The 21,087-nt window shown below is 65.8% G+C and carries 16 protein-coding genes; 10 read left to right on the top strand and 6 right to left on the bottom strand.

All coding sequences use genetic code 11. The features are described from left to right. The first annotated feature begins 1 nt into the window (after position 1). Positions 2 to 724, top strand: coding sequence for an alpha/beta hydrolase family protein (locus CH291_RS09615; RefSeq protein WP_094687330.1), 723 nt, complete (start codon positions 2 to 4; stop codon positions 722 to 724). Positions 725 to 815: 91 nt separating this feature from the next. On the opposite strand, the gene CH291_RS09610 is transcribed toward CH291_RS09615, so the two are convergent. Together CH291_RS09610 and CH291_RS09605 are read right to left on the bottom strand one after the other, a co-directional pair. Further along, positions 816 to 2,873 (bottom strand): PhoX family protein, encoded by a 2,058-nt coding sequence (locus CH291_RS09610; RefSeq protein ID WP_094638382.1) that lies wholly within the window; start codon positions 2,871 to 2,873, stop codon positions 816 to 818. A 72-nt stretch (positions 2,874 to 2,945) separates the two neighbouring features. Beyond that, the gene (locus tag CH291_RS09605; RefSeq protein ID WP_179276507.1) at positions 2,946 to 4,013 is read right to left on the bottom strand and encodes a beta-mannosidase; all 1,068 of its coding nucleotides are present in this window, start codon (positions 4,011 to 4,013) and stop codon (positions 2,946 to 2,948) included. 332 nt (positions 4,014 to 4,345) lie between these two features. Between CH291_RS09605 and CH291_RS09600 the strand changes: the two genes are divergently transcribed. From CH291_RS09600 to CH291_RS09585, 4 genes are read left to right on the top strand one after another with little or no spacing between them, the layout of a single operon-like run. Further along, positions 4,346 to 6,328, top strand: coding sequence for a hypothetical protein (locus CH291_RS09600; RefSeq protein WP_068047570.1), 1,983 nt, complete (start codon positions 4,346 to 4,348; stop codon positions 6,326 to 6,328). Positions 6,329 to 6,338: 10 nt separating this feature from the next. Beyond that, a complete protein-coding gene (locus CH291_RS09595) occupies positions 6,339 to 7,859 on the top strand; it encodes a hypothetical protein (protein ID WP_094687329.1) in 1,521 nt (506 codons plus the stop codon). Next, on the top strand, positions 7,856 to 9,364 hold the full coding sequence (locus CH291_RS09590) for a glycosyltransferase (RefSeq protein WP_094669305.1): 1,509 nt from the start codon (positions 7,856 to 7,858) through the stop codon (positions 9,362 to 9,364). The genes CH291_RS09595 and CH291_RS09590 overlap by 4 nt, the downstream gene beginning before the upstream one ends. Continuing rightward, a complete protein-coding gene (locus CH291_RS09585; protein ID WP_094687328.1) occupies positions 9,361 to 11,007 on the top strand; it encodes a glycosyltransferase family 39 protein in 1,647 nt (548 codons plus the stop codon). The genes CH291_RS09590 and CH291_RS09585 overlap by 4 nt, the downstream gene beginning before the upstream one ends. A gap of 10 nt (positions 11,008 to 11,017) precedes the next feature. Here CH291_RS09585 and CH291_RS09580 read toward each other — a convergent pair whose 3' ends face one another. The 4 genes from CH291_RS09580 to CH291_RS09565 all read right to left on the bottom strand — a co-directional run bounded on the left by CH291_RS09580 (position 11,018) and on the right by CH291_RS09565 (position 14,969). Beyond that, positions 11,018 to 11,746: an amino acid ABC transporter ATP-binding protein gene (locus tag CH291_RS09580; protein ID WP_094638378.1), complete on the bottom strand. Its 729-nt coding sequence runs from the start codon at positions 11,744 to 11,746 to the stop codon at positions 11,018 to 11,020. Position 11,747: 1 nt separating this feature from the next. After that, complete coding sequence (locus tag CH291_RS09575; RefSeq protein WP_094687327.1) at positions 11,748 to 13,556, bottom strand: ABC transporter substrate-binding protein/permease; 1,809 nt, start codon at positions 13,554 to 13,556, stop codon at positions 11,748 to 11,750. Between the two features lie 86 nt (positions 13,557 to 13,642). Continuing rightward, complete coding sequence (locus CH291_RS09570) at positions 13,643 to 14,413, bottom strand: LLM class F420-dependent oxidoreductase (RefSeq protein ID WP_179276496.1); 771 nt, start codon at positions 14,411 to 14,413, stop codon at positions 13,643 to 13,645. 46 nt (positions 14,414 to 14,459) lie between these two features. Then, positions 14,460 to 14,969, bottom strand: coding sequence for a TIGR04338 family metallohydrolase (locus CH291_RS09565; protein ID WP_094687326.1), 510 nt, complete (start codon positions 14,967 to 14,969; stop codon positions 14,460 to 14,462). Positions 14,970 to 15,067: 98 nt separating this feature from the next. On the opposite strand from CH291_RS09565, the gene CH291_RS09560 reads away from it, so the two are divergent. The 5 genes from CH291_RS09560 to CH291_RS09540 are packed head-to-tail and all read left to right on the top strand — an operon-like array spanning position 15,068 to position 21,064. Beyond that, entirely contained in the window at positions 15,068 to 15,793 is a 726-nt protein-coding gene (locus tag CH291_RS09560) for an ATP-binding cassette domain-containing protein (protein ID WP_179276495.1), read from the top strand. Then, on the top strand, positions 15,790 to 16,536 hold the full coding sequence (locus tag CH291_RS09555) for an ABC transporter ATP-binding protein (RefSeq protein WP_094687324.1): 747 nt from the start codon (positions 15,790 to 15,792) through the stop codon (positions 16,534 to 16,536). Before CH291_RS09560 ends, CH291_RS09555 begins: the two co-directional genes overlap by 4 nt. Continuing rightward, a complete protein-coding gene (locus CH291_RS09550; protein ID WP_094687323.1) occupies positions 16,533 to 18,047 on the top strand; it encodes an ABC transporter substrate-binding protein in 1,515 nt (504 codons plus the stop codon). Before CH291_RS09555 ends, CH291_RS09550 begins: the two co-directional genes overlap by 4 nt. A 3-nt stretch (positions 18,048 to 18,050) precedes the next feature. Beyond that, a complete protein-coding gene (locus CH291_RS09545; RefSeq protein ID WP_217901106.1) occupies positions 18,051 to 19,802 on the top strand; it encodes an ABC transporter permease subunit in 1,752 nt (583 codons plus the stop codon). Then, positions 19,799 to 21,064: an MDR family MFS transporter gene (locus tag CH291_RS09540; RefSeq protein ID WP_094687322.1), complete on the top strand. Its 1,266-nt coding sequence runs from the start codon at positions 19,799 to 19,801 to the stop codon at positions 21,062 to 21,064. Before CH291_RS09545 ends, CH291_RS09540 begins: the two co-directional genes overlap by 4 nt. Positions 21,065 to 21,087: the final 23 nt, after the last annotated feature.

The following is a 21,087-nucleotide window of genomic DNA, read 5'->3' as shown; positions in this document are numbered from 1 at the left end:
CGTGACGCCTGGGCACTCGACCGATTCCAGCGCACCATCGTTCGACGTATATCGGGCACCCGACACGGCACCCGGCGAAGACGCTCCTCGGCCCGCTGTTGTCTTCGTCCACGGTGGTCCGCGTCCGCCGGGCGTCGAATGGCGACCCCGAGATCAACCGGTTTTCGTGGGATACGGATCCATCGCTGCGGCAGCAGGTGTCGTCGGTGTCGTACTCGAACATCACATGTCCTCGCTGGCCGAGTGTGCTGCGGCTGCCGATGAGATCGCCATCGGAGTCGACCAGGTTCGACAACTCCCCGGAGTGGATCCCAATCGAGTTGCGCTGTGGTTCTTTTCCGAGAGCGGGCTGCTCGCTGCCGACTGGTTGAAACACCCTCCGGCGTGGTTGACCTGTCTCGCATCGACATACCCGGTGCTGCAGACCCTCCCTGAATGGGGGGTCGAGCCGCGATTCGATTCCACTCTCGCCGTATCGGATTCGGGAGCACTGCCGATTCTGCTCACACGTGTGGGCCGCGATCGCCCCGAATTCGTCTCGGGGGTGAACGCTTTCGTCGAGGCTGCCCACGCTACGAACCTAGACATCATCGACGTACCCGACGTACCCGACGGACAACACGGATTCGACATGCTCGATCACACCGGCGAATCGCGTGATGCCGTCAGCCGTGCGATGGCCTGGGTCGTCGCACGGCTGATGGCAGATACGGCTGCCGACTGAGCGCCCCCGAGGACGCCTGACACAACCGAAGCGCCCGCAGTCGACTGTCTTCGACCACGGGCGCGTTCCGATCGATGCGAAACAGCTATGGCTACGCCGACTTCCACACTGCGACGACGGACGGCCGAGGCTGAGTGTCGCCGCCGTCGGGCCAATGCGAGATCGGTGCGTCGGCGGTGGCATCGTCGCTTTCGCCCGGGTGCTGCACGCACACCACGACCCGCTCGTCGGAGACGATGGGACCGCAGGTCTCGCCGCCCGCGGGAACCGTCAGGAACTGGCGGGTCTCACCACGGCGTGGGCCGTCGAGCACCACGGCGAACAGGCCGTCGTTGGAGTCGAGAGCGTTTCCGTCGGTGGAGACCCACAGGTTGCCCTTCGAGTCGAACGCGAGGTTGTCGGGGCACGAGATGGGGCTGACCTGACTCTTGTCGAAGCCGCCGAAGTACGTGTCGGCCTCGTTCGGGTCACCGCACACCAGCAGCAGGTTCCAGGTGAACGACGTGCCCGCGTGGTCGTCCTCGAGCTCGAGCACCTGGCCGTTCTTGTTGGTGTTGCGGGGGTTGGCCTCGTCTGCCCCGGCTTTGCCCTCGGTGCCTCGGTTGGCGTTGTTCGTCAACGCGACGTAGACCTTGCCGGTCACCGGGTTGGGCTCGAAGTCCTCCGGGCGGTCCATCTTGGTCGCGCCCACCTTGTCGCCGGCCAGGCGGGTGAACACCGCCACCTCCTCGGCGGTCATGCCGTCGACGAGGGATTCGCCGCGGCCGTCCTCGTTCGTGCGCAGCAGCGGCACCCACGTTCCGGTGCCCTTGAATTCACCGCTGGCGGGAAGGGTGCCGGAGCCGTCGATCTCGTCCGGGGAGTCGCCGGTGAGCGTAGCGACGTACAGCGTGCCCGCGTCCAGCAGCGTCAGGTTGTTGCGCATCGCGGCCGCGCCGGTGCCGGGCATCATCTTGCGGCTCGAGACGAACTTGTACATGTAGTCGAAGCGCTCGTCGTCGCCGCTGTAGGCGACGACGGTGCCGTCGTCGGTGACGTAGATGGTGGCGGCCTCGTGCTTGAAGCGTCCCAGCGCGGTGTGCTTGATCGGAGCCGACTGCGGATCCCACGGGTTCACCTCGACGATGTACCCGAATCGGTTGGCCTCGTTGGGCTCCTGGGCAAGATCGAAGCGCTTGTCGAAGGTCTCCCACTTGCGATCGCTGGCGGCACCCTCGATGCCGTAGCGGGCGAGCCGCTCGGCGGCGACGGTCTCGGTGACCGACTCCGCGTTGCCGAAGTACTGGTTGAAGTTCTCCTCGCCGGAGAGCACCGTGCCCCACGGCGTCAGGCCGCCTGCACAGTTGTTGAACGTACCGAGCACGCGGGTGCCCGTCGGGTCGACACTCGTCTTGAGGAAGTCGCTGCCCGCGGCGGGGCCGGTGACGACGAACTCCGTGGTGCCGGTGATACGGCGGTTGTACCGGCCCATCGCAGGGGTGAGCTTGCCCGAGTTGCCCTCGCCCTGAACCTGAACCACCGTCAGACCGTGCGCGGCGAGCGCTACGTCGAACTGCTCACGCGTCGGGTTCTCCTCGTCGTAGCCCTTGAACATCGCCGGCTCGGTGGTGTACTCGTGATTGACCACCAGCAGGAATGCGTTGGGCGTGCCCTCCACCGGCAGTAGGCCGGCGAAGTCGTTGTTGAAGCCGAACTGCATGGCCTGCGCCGCACCGGTCTGGTTGTCGAAGTCGAACGCCGGAGCGCCGTCGAGCACCGGATCGCCCCAGCGAATGACGACGGCCTGCTCGTGGCCCTCGGGTATCACGACTGCGTCCTCGGTGTTCGGTTCCACCGCAACGAAATCCACGCCGTCGACGGGCGGGGTATCGGTACCCGACGTGCTCGAGGTTGCGCCTCCGGTGGTGGCGGGCTCGTCGGTCGAGCACGCCGCGAGAGCGCTACCGGCACCCACGGCGAGTACCGCCATGGCACCGCCCTTGATCACACCGCGCCGCGACATGGCGGTCTTGACGATGTCGCCGAAGTACTGACCCTTCGACGTGTTGGGAACCTCGTGGAAACACGCATCCCCGCACTTGTACTTGCACGTCAATGCTGACCGCTTGGAGCTTCCGTCGTGAACCGCGAACAAGGGTAGTGGCTTCATGTCACGGCACGCTGTCACCCAAAAGCGAAAGTAAAGGAACGTTCAGGTGAAGTCGCGGACAACGAGGATGCCCTAACGTCCGATCGTCTGCCATAACGGATCGCCGGGTCCGATGTCGTAGGTGCACTCGTCCGGCCGCGGGTCGGGTACGAAGGCCCACAGCAGGGCTCCGGCTGTGCCTGCGGCGCGTTGGCCGTCGATCTTGGTGGCGATACTCGTTGCGCGAGAGCCGATATCGCCACAGGAACCGGCGAGTTGGCCGATCTCCCCGACCAGGAGGGGTTTGCCCACCGCAGCGCTCTGGGTGATCCGCCGCTGCAGCCCGTTCCACTGATCTCCGGGCAACGGCACACCGTCGTATCCGTAGTCGTGGTACTGCAGCACATCGACGAAGGGCGACTGGGCGAGGTACTCGTACTCGTCACCCTGGCTACCGCACTGTCCGCCGCCGGTGAGACCGGCGGTGATCAGGGTGCGGGGATCGACAGTGCGGAGCTGTTGCCCCGCGGTGTCGAAGAAGGAGCGCAGAACCTGGGCGGCGTCTGCGGTGCAGGTTCGGGTGGTCCACGAGCACGCCGCGTCGGTGCACGAGCTGGTTTCCGGCTCACCGACCAATTCCCAGGCTGCCAGTGCGGGCGAATCCTTCCACCGGTTCACAGCAGTGAGCATCCACTGCTCGAAACTCGTCACCGCATTCGCGTCGGGGACGGCAGGGGGCGTCGTCCATCCGTCGACGTACCACTGTCTGCCCTTGAAGGCGTTTCCTTCGCAGGCCCCGTCCTGTGGCGAGAGAACCGGGACGACCAGTTGCCCGTGCGCCTCGGCCGCCGCGAAGACCGCGTCCATCGGGCGAAAGTCGAGTGCGCCGGTGAATCGGTTGATCGTCAGCGCTTGGAACGCGTTGAACCGCGTGAGGGAATGTGAAGGCAGGGCACCGAAGTAGCCGTTCAGGTCCACCATCGCTCCACAGCCTGCGTTGACCGACCAATCGGTCGCAAGCTGATAGGCATTGAATCCGGTCGGCCACCAAGGATTTCCGTCGAGTGCGAGACCGTCGGCGCTTGCCGTGACGCGGGCACCGGACTCGGGGGCTGCTGCCGCGTCGGGCACACCGGTGCTCAGCGCGAGGGACAGCACCATTGCTGCGCCCACTGCGCACCGTGAAAACATCGAAACGATCCGCATCGGCGTAATGCTAGATGTCTGCTGCACGAATTTCCGAATTGTGAATTCGACGGCCCCTGGACGGCAATATCACCGTATTCGTACAATTCGACGAGCTCCGTTGCGTCGGAATTCGATTCCACCGGGCCGAGCCGCTCATTGAGTCGAACTTTCGTGTCTCCCAGTATGTTTCTGGCCGAATTTCGATCCAGATGGGTAAATGTACGACTTTCCGATGTACCGAAGATCGGGAATACGCAGTACAGTTCGGGTTTCCGTTTCATTATGCGAAAGCTGGAAATCCCCCAATGCGAATCGCATACGTTGCATCGACGGCAGTTCTCGTCGCAACTACGTTTCTGCTTACGGCCCCGTTCGTATCGGCGCAGCCGATCGATGGAGAGCAACAGGATTATGTTGATCGCTTCACCTTCGGCGAATTGGGACTGGGTCGGTCCACCACCGTGGACTCGACCGGACAGGCCACCAGACTGACCGTGCCGTCCCCTGCAGGCTCGGTGCCCTCGATGCTCGATGCAGTGATGACGGTGCCTGCCTGGCTCGACCGGGGTTGGGTCGACGTCGAATCGGACGGTCGGCCGATCACCCGCATCACGCTCGACAACACCGCACCGACCACCGCGGTGTCGATTCCACTGGCTGCGGCACCGACGGTCGACGGAGCAATCGCCCTCGATCTGATCCCGTCTCTGATTCCCGACGATCGCTACTGCCCCGATCCTGCCTCCGATGCCGTCCGATTGATCGACGCAACCGTGGCCTACCAGGGGCAACCGGCGGTGCCCGAGACCATTGCGGACTTTCTGCCGGTAGTGCTGAGGACGCTGACGCTGTTCGTCCCGTCGGACGCGGATCGCGAAACCGTCACCGCCGCAACGATTGTGGCAACCTCGGTGATCCACCACTACGGGGCGCAGCCGGTCCGGGTGGCCGTTCGGCCGGACAGTGAGCTTGCAGGGGCGGCACCGGACGGACCGTTCGAGAGATCAGTCGTATTGGCAAGGAGCTCCGACGCCGGTGTGGAACTGATCTACCCCGTCGACCAGGCTCCACCACGGATGTACCTCACCGGAACGGGGTCGGATCTGACCGATCAGGCCCGCCTCGTCACCAGTGATCTCTCCGACATCGCGGTCTCCACGGCTGCTTCGGCAGGACCATCGTCGGCAACAGCGCAACTTCCGCCCGAATCGATCACGCTCGACGACCTCGGCATCGGCACGGTGACCGGTTCGGGCGGTGCCACGGCGACTGCGTCCATCACGATCGATCAGACGCGGCTCGGCCGATCGGCATCGAACCTGTCCGTGCACCTGATCGGCAGCTACACACCGGGCGCGGGATCGGTGCGGGCCACGGTGAACGGGTCACCGCTCGCAGTGTGGGAGGCCGACGACACCGGTCGGCTCGATCGCTGGATCGACATTCCGAATTCGTCCCTGTCCCGCGTCGAGACACTCGACATTTCCGTCGACCATCCGTCGACCACGGGTGGCGGTGGCTGCTCCGCGGCCGCCGATACGAGTGTGACCGTGGACGGTTCGACTCTGGTGCGGTCGTCGGATTCCACGACACCGGCCCCGCTCGGCCTGCGATCGATGCCGCAGGCGCTGATGCCGCAGTTCGAGATCGCGATGGCCGACGAGTCCTACGCGGGAGTCGTCCGAGCGGTCACGATGGCAACCGGACTGCAGCGTCTGTCGAGTCTGCCCCTCCTCCCGGAGGTCGTGTCGATGGAACAGGCGCTCGACGGTAGTGGACCCGCCCTCGTGATCGCGCCTGCCTCGGAACTGCCCGAGACGGTGACCCTGCCGCTGTCGTCGATCGACGAGACGACATTCCGGGTCGCCGACCCTGACTCCGCCGGCGGTGCCACCGAATTGACGGTCGACACCGACGAGCCCTTCGCGACGGTGCAGGTGACGTCGGTGCAGGACAACGCAGTCCTCGTCGGATCCTGGAACTCGGCACCGGACCGATTCGACGCCATGCTGTCCTGGCTCGACGACGACCCGGCTCGGTGGTTCGCGCTCGACGGCGACATCGTGTTCGCTGCGCAGAACACCGAACCGATCTCTCTGTCGAGCGCGGCACTGTCCGGTGCGGACGACACCGCAGCGGCGCCCGAGAACACAACCGACCGAACGACGGTGCTGGTCGTGGGAGTCGGTCTTGCGGTCCTCGCAGCCGCGGGCGTGGGCGCACTCGTGCTCGCGCTCCGAGCGCGCCGGTCGACGACCGCGCCGAGCCGGCACAGCGACTCGACATGAGCGACTCGACATGACAGTGGACACCGCACCGAACACGGGCGCGGTACCGACCGCGCCACCTCGGTGGCGAGCACGGCGTCCGCTCGCCATCCTGGTCGTGCGCTGGGTGGTTCTCCTCGCCTGTGTCGTTCTCGCGTTCCTTCCCACCTGGGTGCGGCTGGCGCAGGAGGCGTCCGACGGTGCCATCACCGCGTACATCTTCGTGTTGCCCCTGCTCGCTGTCGTTGCGGCGCAGGGAGTAGCGCGGCGTAGGGCCGACGAGCTGCCCATCCACGATCGGCAGACCGACAACATCGTCGGCGGTATCGGCTTGCTGGTGTCCATCGCGATCAAGGCGCTGTGGCTGCCGCGCTACGCCGATCAGTACGAGCTGGCGCACTTGGATGTCCTTGCGGCGCTGACGTTCTTCTTCGGTGGCGCGATCCTGATGTTCGGACTGCGTCCGGTGGGTCGGTTCTGGTCCGTCTGGCTGTTGCTGCTCGCGTTGAGTCCGCTGGGCTACCGGTTGGTCGCCATCGGTTTGGGCGGAGGCCGTTTCGCCTACGCGGCGGTGATGGTGCTCTTGGCAGGAATCGCCGGTGCCATCGCCGTCGGCCGCACCAGGCGTCGCGGATGGCTCGGGTTCGTGTGCACCGTCTCGTCCGGATTGGCAGTTGCGGCAGTGATGTTGGCGGTGTGGCCCCAGATCGACATCACCTGGCTGCAGCTCGTCCCGACCGTCGGCGCGGCAGCAGTCACCGGAAGCGGCTTCTATCTCACTGCGCGTCGCGGCCGATTCGACGAGCGACGGCCGCGACGCCTCGCTGTCCCGACGGCGAAGTGGTCGCCGAGCTCGATCGTCGTCTCGATCGTGGCGGCTGCGGTCCTGGCTCTCGTTCCCCTACCCGACCGCACCCCCGTGGCGGCACCGACGGGACCACCTGGTGCGGCATCTGTTCCCTTGGTTCCGCCGGTCGGTTTCAGCGAGATCGACATGGAGCAATTCGATTGGGTCCGCGCGTTCTTCGGAAGTCGTGCCACTCTGACCCGGCAGACGATGCGCGCCGACGAAGGCAATTCCGCCTGGGACCTGCGGTCGAGACCACGGACCGTGGTGGTCGACGTTCTGTCGACGACCAATCGGGCCAGTCTGGCCGTCTATCCGGAGAGCACCCTGTATCGATTGACCAACACGCGCACGAGCCAACCCCTGACCATCGATCTCGGACGCGGGGTGACGGGTGCGCTGTACACCTCGGTCAGCGACGCGTTGCTGCTCACCTGGACCAAGCTCGTGTTCCATTGGCAGCGAGGCGATGTGTTCCAACGTGTGACCGTCATCAGCGTCGACAATCACGACCTCGATGCCGCGTTCCCGCAGCCGATGCCGTCGATGGCATCGAATCTCGGTACAGCGATCGGCACCTTGCTTCGGGGCAACGCCATCTCCATCGACGACGATCCGGAGTACAAGGATCGTGAGCTGTTGACGACCTTCGGCACCGGGCTCGTTCGCCAGCAGTGGGCCCCGGCGAACGGTGCGCCGCTGTGACCACAACTCCCACGGAGGGACGACCGACGCCCCCGCGTGTCGGAACGGAAACCGAAGAGTTCCGAGCAGCTGCGCTCTACGACGCGATCAACGGATTGGCCGATCGAAATCCGCTGGCGTCGGCCGCAATTGCGTTCGTTCCCTGGCAGAAGTACACGGCGATCGGGGCTGCGCTTTCGCTCCTCGCCTGTGGAGTGTTCGCTCCGGTCGGGACGCTGCTCGTGGTCACGGTCGTGTGCACCATCGGATATCTGCTGGCGATGATCGACCGCTTACTGCTGTTCTCCCGAGGTCTGGACGCGTCGGCGATCGTCACGGTGACCGACGAGGAAGCCAGGGCCGTTCCCGACGATCGGTTGCCGTACTACACCATTCTGGTTCCGGCGTACGACGAGCCGGAGGTGGTGGGTGACCTCATCGCGGCGATGACCGGCCTGGACTATCCAGCCGACAAGCTGCAGGTTCTGTTGCTGCTCGAAGAGGACGACGAGGTCACCATCGAGGCGGCCGCGCGCAGCGGCGTCAGCGATTCGGTGGACGTGGTCCTGGTCCCCGCAGGCGACCCTCGCACCAAGCCGAAAGCATGCAACTACGGATTGCATTTCGCTACCGGGACGATCGTGACGATTTTCGATGCCGAGGATCTGCCCGAGCGACTGCAACTGCGTCGCGTCGTCGCTGCTTTCGAGCGGCTGCCCGACACCGTCGCGTGCGTGCAGGCGAAGTTGGCTTTTCACAACGGTTCTCAGAATCTGCTGACCGGGTGGTTCACCGCGGACTACGCCCTGTGGTTCGGGTACCTGCTGCCGGGCCTGATGGCCAGCACCTCGCCGATTCCCCTCGGCGGAACCTCCAATCATCTGCGCCGCGACGTCATCGACGAGGTGGGGGCCTGGGACGGCTTCAACGTCACCGAGGACGCGGATCTCGGTGTGCGCATCGCGGCCTCGGGCTACTCGACGGCGGTGCTGGACTCCACCACTCTCGAAGAGGCCAACAGCGATCCGATCAACTGGGTTCGCCAGCGCTCTCGTTGGTACAAGGGCTATCTGCAGACGTGGTTGGTGCACATGCGCAGACCGGTCGCCACGGTGCGTGCCCTCGGCCCGGTCGGCACCTACCGCTTCACATTGTTGCTCGCGGGAACACCGATCACCGCGTGCATCAACATGGTCTTCTGGTTCACCACGGCGGCATGGATTCTCGGCCAGCCGGCATTGGTGGCCGAGCTCTTTCCGCCGTACATCTACTATTTCTCGTTGCTGTCTCTGGTGGTGGGCAACATCGCCACGGTGTACATGTACCTCATCGCGAGCCGAGAGAGCGACAACGCGTACCTGCTCGTTCCCAGCCTCACGATGCCCCTGTACTGGGTGATGATGAGCGTGGCCGCCATCAAGGGGTGTTGGCAGCTGGTTCGCAATCCGTCGTACTGGGAGAAGACGTTCCACGGCCTGTCCGGCCCCGCCGCGCCGACGCCGGTCGGCGAAGAGCAGAACACGTGAATCGGCGCACCCCCTGGATCGTGTTCGGCAGCGCGCTGGCGGGCTACCTGGCGGTGGGGCTGACTCTGAGCATGCGTTTCGGCTATCTCCTCGGCGACGCATTGTCGCGAACCTCGGCCGCGCAGGCGGTGCTGCTCAGCCGCGATCCACACGTGTCGGCCATCGGCTTCATCTTCACGCCGTTGACGGCCCTCGCACAGTTGCCCATGGTCGCCTTCGCATCGTGGTGGCCGGCGATCACCCGGTGGAACATCTCGGGCATCGCGGTGTCGGCGATGTTCATGGCCGGTGCAGTGGTGATGATCCACGGGATCTGCCGAGACCGCGGACTGCCCGGCCGATACAGCCTCCTGCTCACCGTCGTCTTCGCGATCAACCCGATGATCGTCTTCTACGGAGCCAACGGCATGAGCGAGGCAGGCTTCCTGTTCTTCCTCTGCTGGGCTGTACGACGGTTGATTCGATGGATGAACACCGACGACGTTCACGATCTCCTGTTGGCAGGCGTCGCATTGGCTCTCGCCTTCCTCGCTCGCTACGAGGGCGTCGTTCCGATAGCTCTGGCCGCGGTACTGGTGGCGGTCGTGACGGCTCTTCGTCGGGGCCAGCCGTATTGGAAAAGCATGCGCCGCAGAGCAATTCTGGACGCAGTGCTCGTTGCAGGGCCCGGCACGGCAGTGTTTCTGGTGTGGATCAGCACGAGCTGGCTGATCACCGGTGAGGCGCTCGCCCAGCTGTCCTCGAGCTATGGAAACGCCGCGATTCTGACGCAGTCCGGCGGGCCCAGCGGTGACCTGATCGGCACCGGCCTGTTCTCGCTCGGTGCCGTCGTCGTGCTGGGACCGGCGTTGCTGGTGACGCTACCGCTGGCCGTGGTGCTGGCGCTGCGTCGCCGAGACCTCGAATTCCTGGTGGCACCATTGCTTTTCGGTGGGGTGCTCGGATTTCAGGCCGCGAGCTACATCACCGGCTCGACGTTCGGCTTCCTGCGGTTCTTCATCTGTGCCGTTCCGTTGGCGACAGTCGTTGTGGTGCAACTGTTTCCGGCCACCGGAGATCGGCCGACCCGGCGCGCAGGGGCCTATCGACGGCACCGCCCCGTGCTCGCGCCGCTGCGTCCTGCCGCCGCGGCGGTGGCAATGACGGTCTGTGCGCTGGCTCTTCCGGTAACTGGGTGGGCGATGGTGCAGCCGGGGTTGTCGAGTCAGCAGTACGCCCTCGGCAGTCTCCTCGACGAAAATCCCCGGGCCGACGATCCCCAGGCGATGGCGGCCCGTCGAGTCATCGATTCCTTCTCCACCGAACGCCGACTGGCGTCGTACCTCGACGGCCAGAACCTCCCGGAGGGGTCGATCCTCCTCGACACCGTCTACGGGTTCGCCGTCGTGGCAGCGTCGGAACACCCGAAGCGGTTCGTGGTTCCGTCCGACCTGGACTTCACCGAGATCCTCAACGACCCGGCATCGGCGGGCGTGCAGTATCTGCTGACGGTGCCCAACGAGGGCCGCGGAGTGTCCGATGCGGTCAACCGGCGATATCCGACGATCTACGACAACGGAGCCGACCTGTATCCACTCGTCCTCGAAGTTCCGAACGACGGTGCAGATCAACCGGATTGGCGTCTGTACCGGGTACCGGGTTGACCGATGCTCGCTACAGCACCTGCGACAGAAACGTTTTCAGTCGATCGGTGTGCGGATCGTCGAACAACTGCTCCGGCGTTCCGGTTTCGACGGCGCTGCCGTGGTCCATGAACAGCACCCTGTTGGACACCGATCGCGCGAAGCCCATTTCGTGGGTCACCACCACCATCGTCATTCCGCCCTTCGCGAGGTCGGCCATCAGCGCCAGCACACCTTTCACCAACTCGGGGTCCAGAGCGGAGGTGGCCTCGTCGAAGAACATCACCTCGGGCTTCATGGCGAGGGCCCGGGCGATGGCGACGCGCTGCTGCTGGCCACCGGAGAGGTTGCCCGGACGCGAATCCGCCTTGTCGGTCAGTCCCACCAGCTCGAGCTGATCGATCGCCGCCGCACGAGCCGCCTCCTTGGACAGGCCGAGCAGCTTGCGCGGGCCCAGAGCGATGTTGTCCGCAACGGTCTTGTGCGGAAACAGGTTGAACTGCTGGAACACCATGCCGATGCGCTGACGCAGCTCGTCGGGGTTGTCCTTCAGCACCGACTTGCCGTCGAGCAGGATGTCTCCCTGCTCGGGCTCGTGCAGTCGATTGAGAGCACGCAGCAGCGTCGACTTACCCGAGCCCGACGGTCCGATGACCGTCGTCGTCGTGCCCGCCGGAACGTCGATGCTCACCCCGCGCAGCACCTTGTTGGTACCGAAGGACAGGTGAATGTCCTTGCCTACGAGCGAAACAGAAGTCATGTCAGCCTCTTTCCACGACGACGGCCTGCTCGACCGGGTCCAGCGTCTGCTCGGCCTTGCCGGTGCGCAGTCGCTTGTCGATGTAGTTCACGAGATGGGTGAGCGGCACGGTCAGCACCAGGTAGAACAATCCGGCGGCGACGAGCGGGGACAGATTTCCGGTCTGTGCGTTGAGATCTCGACCGACGGCGAACAGCTCGCGTTGAGTGGCGAGCAGTCCGAGGAAGTAGATCAGCGACGAGTCCTTGATCAGTGAGATGAACTGGTTCATCAGCGCCGGCAGAACGCGTCGGACACCCTGTGGGACGACGACCAGGTTCATCGACCGGCGACGGCTGAAGCCCAGTGCCCGCGCAGCTTCCATCTGACCGGCCTCGACGCTCTGGATGCCGGATCGGAAGATCTCACCGATGTACGCGGCGGCGAGCAGTGACAGTGCCGCGGCGCCGAGCCAGTACGGATTGCCGCCGGTCACCCCCTGCACCACCGGTCCGATTCCGAGTCCGATGATCAGAATGATCACCACGGCGGGCAATCCGCGGAAGATGTCGGTGTAGACACGCGCCGGCCAGCGCAGCCAGCGTGTGCGAGACAGCCCGGCCAGGGCCAGCAACATGCCCAGGACCGTACCGATGATGCCCGACGCCAACGCCAGAATGAGCGTGTTGGGCAGGCCTACCTTGAACAGGTCGGGGATGGCGGACTTGTACAGCGACCAGTCGAAGAACGTATCCCCCAGCTGTGCCAGCGTGGATTTGGGTTGAACGGCAACGGCTTCGGGAGCGTCCGCGTCGTTCTGTGCTGCGATGGCAGCGAAGTCGGGTAGCTCGGGCTCGGGGGCGGCCTTGCTGCCGGGCTTGAAGCCGTCGGGCAGCTCGCGTGGAACCCAGTCGGAGTACAGGGTGGCCCAGGTGCCGTCGGCGATCACCGCGTCGAGCCCGGAGTTCAACGCGTCGATCAGCGGCTGATTGTCGCGAGCGACGGCCCAGCCGACGAAGTTGTTCAGCGAGAACGTGTTCTGCGTGATCGCGGTGCCGTCTTCCGGCTTGACCAAGCCTTCCGCCTGCTGGGACGGGGCCACCCAGGCGTCGATCTGCCCGGTGCGCAGGTTCGCGTACGCGGTGTTGTAGTCCGGGAACTTCACCGGATCGAGGCCGAGCGTGTTCACCACGTAGTCGTCCTGCACGGTGCCCTGCACGACGCCGATCCTGCTGCCCGCGTTCAGGTCCTCGAACCTGGTGATCGGGCCACCGGTGGTGGCCACGAGGGAGAAGTAGCCGAAGTCGTATCCGTTGGTGAACCCGACGGTGTTGCGTCGCTCGTCCGTCGTCGTGATCGAGGACGACCCGACGTCGAAGCGGCGGCCCGCAACCTGCGCGAGCAGACCCGAGAACTCGGTGCCCGAGAAGTTGATCTGCAGACCGAGCTTCTCGGCGACGGCCTTCAGCAGTTCGTTGTCGTAGCCGGTGTACTGGCCGGCCGAGTCCAGGCAGATGCTCGGCGGGGCGTCGGACAGGGTTCCGACGGTGAGCACTCCCGGCGTCGCCAATCCGAGGGATGCGGTGTCGATCCGGTCCAGGGGCGTGACATTGTCCGTCGTGTATCTGTCCTCCGTCGCGGCCGCTGCGGCAGCGTCGAAGTTCGTCGGGGTGGACGATGCACTGTCGACTCCGGGAGGGGCGCACAGGTCGGTCGGACCTGCCGCCGCCTGATCATCGGAATTCGACGTGCCACACGCGGCGAGCGTGAGGGCCATCAACAGTCCGAGAACGAGAACCACGAGCGCGCGTGAGGCGCGTACGGCAACCATGTACAAAACCCTAAGCGGACCAGGGCCCACTCACCCAAACGCGCCACGCGCAAGGGTTTCGCTCAGCGAACTGGAGTGACGTGTGACTACTCGAGCGCGTCCCGCCACTCGATGGCCTGGCCCAGCTCGGCCAGGTCGTACTCGGGTCCGTTGACGCCGACGGTGAACAGGGTGGCTCCGGCGTCGACGAAGTCCTGGGCGGTGTCCGCTCCCGGCCACGCGACCGAGCGGGTGATGACCGAGACGTCGCGTCCGACGGTGGTGCCGTGCTCGGCGAGGATCTCGGACTTGCGCTTCAGCGCCTCGAGGTCGGCGAAGCTGTGCCAGATGTGCGCGTATTCGGCCACCATCTTCAGCGTCTTCTTCTCGCCGCCGCCGCCGATCAGGATCGGGATGTCGCGGGTCGGGGCCGGGTTTCCGACGTCGAGGCAGTGGCGGATTCTGGCGAGGCTCTCTTTCAGCAAGGCCAGTCGCGAACCGGCCGTGCCGAACTCGTACCCGAAGTTGTCGTAGTCCTTCTCGTTCCATCCGGCGCCGATGCCGAGGATCAACCGTCCGCCGCTGATGTGGTCGACGGTGCGCGCCATGTCGGCCAACAGGTCCGGATTGCGGTATCCGCCGCCGGTGACGAGTGCGCCGATCTCGACGTTCGATGTCTGCTCGGCCCAGGCCCCGAGCATCGTCCAGCACTCGAAGTGCGCACCGTCGAGGTCGCCGTACAGCGGATAGAAGTGGTCCCAGTTGAAGACGATGTCGACGCCCGCATCCTCCGAGCGCAACACCGCGTCGCGGATCAACTGATAGTCGGGAGCGTGCTGGGGCTGAAGCTGAACACCGATCTTGACGGTCATGGACATCTCCTCGTCGTGTGGGCTGCGTCTCCCATGATGCACCCGAAAACCACTAGCCGATGCGGACGCCGCTCTCGGCCATCATCGCGCGCAGGACGAACCCGGCCTCGGAGCCGACGATCTCGCCGACGAGAGTGATGTAGTGGTCGACGAATGCGCCGCCGTGCTGCTCCTCGTTCTCGTCGGCGAAGTGGTGCGCGAGCTCGTGCAACACCACCAGTTCCCGCAACGCCCACGCCCTGTTGCCCCTGTGCAGGGGCACCGCGATGGTGGCGGTGTCCGATTCGTAGTGCGCCGCAGCCGAACCCGATCGGGCTCGGACGGTGACCACCCGACCGGCGTCGGGCCACGTTGCGGCAACCCACTCCAGAGCGAGCACCGCATCGACGTATGCCTGCACCGAGTCGATGGAGGCGAACTTGCGCTCGATCGGCAGCGTGATCTGCGAACCCATCACCTGCACCATGCGAAGGTCCCGCTCCTCGGCGCGATCGAACATGGTGCGAACCAGTTGTTCTGCGTCGTAGACGGCCGCTCGTTGCGCGTCCCTCGCCCTGCTCATCCGGTCAGCCTAATTTGTGTCGTCCCCCCGACTCGCCTACAGTCGTCTATCGACAACGATTGTCGAAGTCGTTCCCATGTCTATCCTCAGGAGAAACCGTGCTCGCCGTCGATGACCTCTGCATCGACGCCGGACGCTCGCGCATCGTCCGGCACGTCTCCTTCGAGATCCCAGCGGGTCGACGCCTCGGCCTGCTGGGTGCGTCGGGATCGGGAAAGTCGCTGATTGCGTCGGCACTGGTCGGAGCGCTCCCGCCGGGCATCACCTGCACCGGCCGCATCGTCGTCGACGGCCACGACGTCGCCGGAGTTCCGACGCCCCGCCGGCCACGCCCCGCCCGTCCGGCGATGGTCTTCCAGGATTCGGCCACCGCACTGAACCCGATGGTCACCGTCGGCAAGCAACTCCGCACGCCCGACGCCTCCGCGCTGCTCGAGCGCGTGGGTCTGCGCGACACCGAACGCATCCTGGCCTCGCACCCGCTCGAGCTGTCCGGTGGCCAGCGTCAACGCGTCTGTATCGCAGTCGCATTGGCGCGTGAGAGTCCGCTGGTGATCGCGGACGAGCCGACGACGGCCCTCGATGTGATCAGTCAGGCGCGGGTGCTCGACGCTCTCCGTGAGGTGGCGTCTCTGCTGCTGATCACGCACGACATCGCCGTCGCCGCGCAGCTGTGCGATCACCTGATGGTTCTCGACTCGGGCAAGGTCGTCGAATCCGGTTCCACGGCAGCGATTCTCGACAGCCCGGAATCCGATCTCGTGGTGCGCATGCTCGAGCGGGCTCGCGCCGCCGATCCGTTTCGTCAGTTGGTCGCGCGATGACGGGCTTGGTGGCCACGGACATCACGCGCACCTACGTACGGCACGGCTCTTCTCGTACCGCGCTGGACGCCGTCTCGTTCACGCTGCCACCGGCCGGTCGCGTCGCCGTCGTCGGCGAATCCGGTTCGGGGAAGACGACGTTGCTGCGCATGCTGTTGGCGTTGGATGTGCCCTCCGAAGGGGTCATCGAATTGGACGGGTGCCCAGTGCGTCCCGGTTCCGTCCGCTCGCTGCGGTGGTTTCGCAGACTCGTGCAGTACGTACCCCAGGATCCGGCCACCAGCCTCGATCCACGCCGCAGTGTGCTGGATCTGGTGGCGACGCCGCTTCGACTTCTGGGCGTCGACGGCGATCATCGAGCCAAAGCGGGTGCCGCACTCGCCGCTGTCGGGCTGGACGAGCGTTATCTGCAACGCCGACCGACGGAACTGTCCGGTGGTCAGAATCAACGCGTCGCCATCGCGCGCGCGGTGGCATGCGAACCGCAATATCTGCTGGCGGACGAGCCGGTCAGTGGGCTGGACCCGGATCTGCGTGAGCAGGTTCTCGCGGTTCTGGCCGGACTGCCCAGCGCGTTGCTGATCGTGAGCCACGACCTGTCTGCAGTCGCTCGACTCTGCAGTGACGTATCGGTGATGCACGACGGCCGAATCGTCGAAACCGGCAGCTTACGAGGCATTCTCACCGAACCACAGCACTCCTACACCCGAGACCTGATCGACGCCGTACCCCGGCTTGCATGACCACCACAGGAGATCCATTGACCACCACTCTGTTGTCTACCAACGTGTTCCGTATCGGCACCCTGGCAGCGGTAGGTGCCCTCACGCTCACCGGCTGCTTCTCTTCGGGCGCTGCCGACGACACCGCAGATCGAGCCCGCGTGGCGATGCTGCAACCGCCGCGCTCGGGGCTCTCGCAGTTCAGCGATGATGCCTTCAAGCTGTCGCGCTGGTCCACCGCCGAAACCCTCGTCACCCTCGATGATCTCGGCGACGCCGAGCCCGCGCTGGCCACCGCCTGGAATCGCGTCGACGACCGGACTTGGAGTTTCGACCTCCGACCCGACGTGAGGTTCCACAACGGTGCACCACTCGACTCCGCTGCCGTCGTCACCGCACTGACTGCTGCCACTACCGCCGCGCCGAAGCCGCGCATCCTCGACGGGGTCGAGCTGACGGTGACCGCTACCGACGACGACACGGTGGAGGTGTCCACCGCGGACATCGATCCACTGGTGCCGCAACGACTCTCGAGCCCGCAGCTCGCCATCCTGGCACCCGCGGCCTACTCTGCAGGCGGCAGCGACCCCGTCGGAACCGGCACCGGACCTTTCGTGCTCACCGCAGTGAACGGCACGTCCAGTGCCACGCTGGACCGCAACGAGGACTACTGGGGTGAGCCCGCGAAGCTCGCCGGCATCGACGTCGACTTCGTGCCCGACGGTACGGCCCGCGCAGCAGCGCTACGTAACGGCACCGCCGATGTGGTGGAGGCGATTCCGGTGTCGCAGGCCGCCAACATCGACCAGTCGCTGGTGCACGAGGTTCCGATGCCGCGCACCAACACCCTGTACCTGAACACGTCGTCCGGAGTGTTCGCGGACCCCGCCATGCGCGCCGCCGCACGGGAGTCGGTGGACAAGGATCGTCTGGTCGAGCAGGTGTACGAGGGTCGTGCCGACGCCGCGAACGGATTGCTCGGCCCCGCGCTGCCGTGGGCGGCGGACCGTCCGGCGCGCACCGAGACCCCGGCGGGCGATGCCACCGGCAAGAAGATCACCCTCGCCACGTTCACCGACCGCGCCGAACTTCCCGAGGTCGCCGTGCTGTTGCAGCAGGAACTCGAGGCGAAGGGCTTCGAGGTCGAGCAGGTGGTGCGCGAATACCAGTTCATCGAAACCGATGCTCTCAGTGGTGCATTCGATGCCTTCATCCTCTCCCGCGCCACCGTCCTCGATTCGGGTGACCCGGTGGCATACATGTACTCCGACTTCGCCTGCGAGGGATCGTTCAACATCTCCCAGTTCTGCGACCCGCAGGTCGACGCGGCGCTGGCAGACGCCTCGGCCACCGAGCCCGGAGACGACCGCCGCGCCGCGATCCTGGCCGCCGAGAAGCTCATCCTGGAGAAGGATGCGGCCGTGCCGATGCTGCACGAACGCGTCATCCAGGGTGAATCCGAAGGCCTCACCGGTGTCGCCCGCGATCCGCGGGAACGCACGCTCATCACCAACCAGACCGCCTTCGAGTAAGCAGTGAGAACAACCGCCTCGCGGCTGGTTGCCGTCGCCGGTGTCGTCCTGATCGTCGGCATGCTGCCGTGGCTCTCGAATCGCGATCCGGCACTGAGCATTCTGCGAGCTCGCTCGGCCGAACAGGAAGCAACCCCCGAGGCTCTGGCGGCCATTCGCCGCGACCTCGGTCTCGATGCCGGGCCGCTGCGGATGTTCTGGGACTGGCTCACCGGCATCGCGTCGGGCAATCCCGGAACATCGTGGAACACCGGCAAGCCCGTACTGCCCGGTGCCCTGGATGCATTGACGGTCTCGCTCACCCTCATGGGCTTCGCGATGCTGGTTGCGGTCGTCACGGCCGCACTGGTCGTGCTCCCCAGCGTGCGGGCGGGGTTGCGCGGCACCCCGAAGCGAACCGGGGGTGGCGTCGCCGCAGCGCTCACGTCGATGCCGGAGTTTCTGCTCGCCTCGGTGCTGGTCCTCGTCGGAGCCGTGTGGCTGTCGTTCCCGGCGTACGGCTGGAACGGCCCGGAGTACGCGGTGTTGCCTGCACTCGCGCTCGGGTTGCCTGCCGGCGGGCTGATCGGACGCCTTCTCGCCGACGCGATCGCCGTCACCTTCACCGAGGGCTGGGTCATCACGTGGACGGTCGCAGGATTCTCGCGGCGGCAGATCGCCGGTGCGGTTCTGCGACGCGCCCTCCCCGGGCTCGCATCGCAGATCGGGCTGATCATGGTCGCCATGACCGGTGGCGCAGTGGCCGTCGAAAAGGTTTTCGCCATACCGGGATTGGGCCGCACCACTCTCGGTGATGCGCAATCACAGGATCTTCCCGCCCTGCAGATCGACATCATCCTTCTGCTGGCCGTCAGTGCCGTTCTGGGGATTTCCGCCGAACTCGTGCGACGGCTACTGCTCGGCAGCGCCCTGCACGAGAAGGCGATGCCCATCCCGTCCGGCGTCTTCCACCCGTCACCCCGGCGTTGGGTGGTGCCGATCGCGGCGGCGTCGGTCCTGCTGATCATGGTCGTGGCCGGACTCCCACGCGACGGCCAGGCGACGACGCGGGAGAAGTTCGCGGCGCCATCATCGGCCCACCCCTTCGGTACGGACGCGTCGGGCCGAGATCTGTTGGCCCGCGTCGCCGACGGCGCACTGCGCTCCATCGGACTCTCGCTGGCGGTGACGTTCGCGGCCCTGGTGGTCGGCGTGCTGCTGGGACTGATTCCGCGGGCCTCGCGTGGTCTGGTCGAGGTCACCAATGCGGCACCGCCCGTCGTCACCGGCATTCTCATCGCGGCGATCTGGGGTCCGAGTGCAGGCGGGGCGGCCGTTGCCGTTCTCATCGTCACGTGGGCTCCGCTCGCCGCGCACACTGCCGCTCTGGTCGAGGAGACTCGTGCTCGGCCGTACATCTCCATTCTGCCGACACTCGGGGCAGGCAATGCGCGAATCCTGTTCGGATCCATCGTGCCCAGCGTCGTTCCGGTAGTTCTGCGGCACGCCATGATTCGGCTTCCCGGTGTCGCTCTTGCTCTCGCGGCCCTCGGATTCCTCGGCCTCGGTCCGCAACCCCCCACTGCGGATTGGGGATTGATACTGTCCGACGGGGTCGCCGCCGTCGAGCGGGCACCGTGGGTCACCGCCGCTCCGCTCGCGTCGTTGATCGCACTTGCCGTTCTCGCAGTCTCGCTCGCCGGTGCCACCTCGGGACGCGTGCGCAAGACCGGTAGCGTCATCGAGAAAGTCGACGCAGGAGGGCGCAGTACGTGAGCACGAGGACCGACGGATCGCCGACGCGGTGGCGGTGGTCGTTTTTGGTCGATCTGCGGCGGGCCACCCCCACCGTTCGCTTGCTCGTCCTCACTCAGATGACCTTCAACATCGGCTTTTTCATGGTGTTGCCGTATCTGTCGGTGCATCTGACGAGCGACCTCGGGCTCGGTGCCGCGGTCGTCGGAGTGGTTCTCGGAATCAGAACGTTCTCGCAGCAGGGACTGTTCTTCGTCGGTGGCACCCTCGCCGATCGGTGGGGTATCAAGCCGGTCGTTCTCGTCGGCTGTGTTCTGCGGGTGCTGGGATTTGTCGGTCTCGCCTTCGCCGATTCGCTATCTGCCGTGTTGATCGCGACGGTGATGGTGGGATTCGCAGCCGCATTGTTCTCCCCTGCAGTCGAATCCGCAGTGGCGATCGAGGCGGGCAAAAGCGAACGCGACGGCGGACCCACGCGCGTGGAGAGCTTCGCGCTGATGTCGGTGTGCAGCCAGATCGGCTCGTTCACCGGCCCGCTCGTCGGATCGGTGTTGCTGCTCGTCGATTTCAGGATCGCGTGCCTCGTGGCCGCGGCGATCTTCGTTCTGGTCGTCGCCGCTCACATGCGGTGGCTGCCGCGTGAGCGCGGCGAGCATCGCGACGACCCATGGCTCTCGGGCTGGACCGACGTGGTGCGCAACCGAACCTTCGTGCTGTTCGCGGTGGCGATGAGCGCGCAGTTGGTGGCCTACAACCAGCTGTACCTGCTGCTGCCCCTCGAGGTCGAACGCGCCTGGGGTTCGCAGACGGTGCTGGGGTGGTTCTTCGCGATCTCGGCAGTACTGGTGGTATCTGCGCAACTGCCCATCACCCGACGCGTCGCCGGGGTATCACCGAGGATCACGCTGCCGATCGGATTCGCCGTCATGGCAGTTTCTTTCGCCCTGGTCGCGGCATTCAGTCCCTTCGAGTTGGAAGGTCCGGTCGGTCTCGTCCCGGCCGCTCTGTTCGTGCTGCTGCTGGCGCTGGGGCAGATGATCGCCATGCCACAGGCCCGAGACCTGGTGCCGCGCATGGCCGCCGAACGTCGCCTGGGCTCGTATTACGGCTTCATGGCCTCGCTCGGGGGCATCGGAGTGCTCATCGGATCGACCGCACTCGGTGTGGTGATCGACGCCTCCCCCGACACCGGCTGGGGCGCAGCCATCCCATGGCTGGTCGCCGCCCTGTTCCCCATCGCCAGTGTCATCGGACTGCGCGTGGTGCTCGCTCGCCTCGACTGACCGCCCCCGCCGCCCCGGAGTCC

It is taken from the genome of Rhodococcus sp. 14-1411-2a (assembly GCF_002259485.1).
GTDB lineage: Bacteria > Actinomycetota > Actinomycetes > Mycobacteriales > Mycobacteriaceae > Rhodococcoides.
Note: the sequence above shows the minus strand (reverse complement) of the source record. Positions and strands in the feature narration are given on the sequence as shown.

Excerpts from the sequence above, each read along its gene's own strand:
- CH291_RS09550 (WP_094687323.1), top strand. The coding sequence starts at position 16,533 with ATGACCACCACAGGAGATCCATTGACCACCACTCTGTTGTCTACCAAC.
- CH291_RS09580 (WP_094638378.1), bottom strand. The coding sequence starts at position 11,746 with ATGACTTCTGTTTCGCTCGTAGGCAAGGACATTCACCTGTCCTTCGGT.
- CH291_RS09605 (WP_179276507.1), bottom strand. The coding sequence starts at position 4,013 with ATGGTGCTGTCCCTCGCGCTGAGCACCGGTGTGCCCGACGCGGCAGCA.
- CH291_RS09565 (WP_094687326.1), bottom strand. The coding sequence starts at position 14,969 with ATGAGCAGGGCGAGGGACGCGCAACGAGCGGCCGTCTACGACGCAGAA.
- CH291_RS09600 (WP_068047570.1), top strand. The coding sequence starts at position 4,346 with ATGCGAATCGCATACGTTGCATCGACGGCAGTTCTCGTCGCAACTACG.
- CH291_RS09555 (WP_094687324.1), top strand. The coding sequence starts at position 15,790 with ATGACGGGCTTGGTGGCCACGGACATCACGCGCACCTACGTACGGCAC.
- CH291_RS09595 (WP_094687329.1), top strand. The coding sequence starts at position 6,339 with ATGACAGTGGACACCGCACCGAACACGGGCGCGGTACCGACCGCGCCA.
- CH291_RS09610 (WP_094638382.1), bottom strand. The coding sequence starts at position 2,873 with ATGAAGCCACTACCCTTGTTCGCGGTTCACGACGGAAGCTCCAAGCGG.
- CH291_RS09575 (WP_094687327.1), bottom strand. The coding sequence starts at position 13,556 with ATGGTTGCCGTACGCGCCTCACGCGCGCTCGTGGTTCTCGTTCTCGGA.
- CH291_RS09570 (WP_179276496.1), bottom strand. The coding sequence starts at position 14,413 with ATGTCCATGACCGTCAAGATCGGTGTTCAGCTTCAGCCCCAGCACGCT.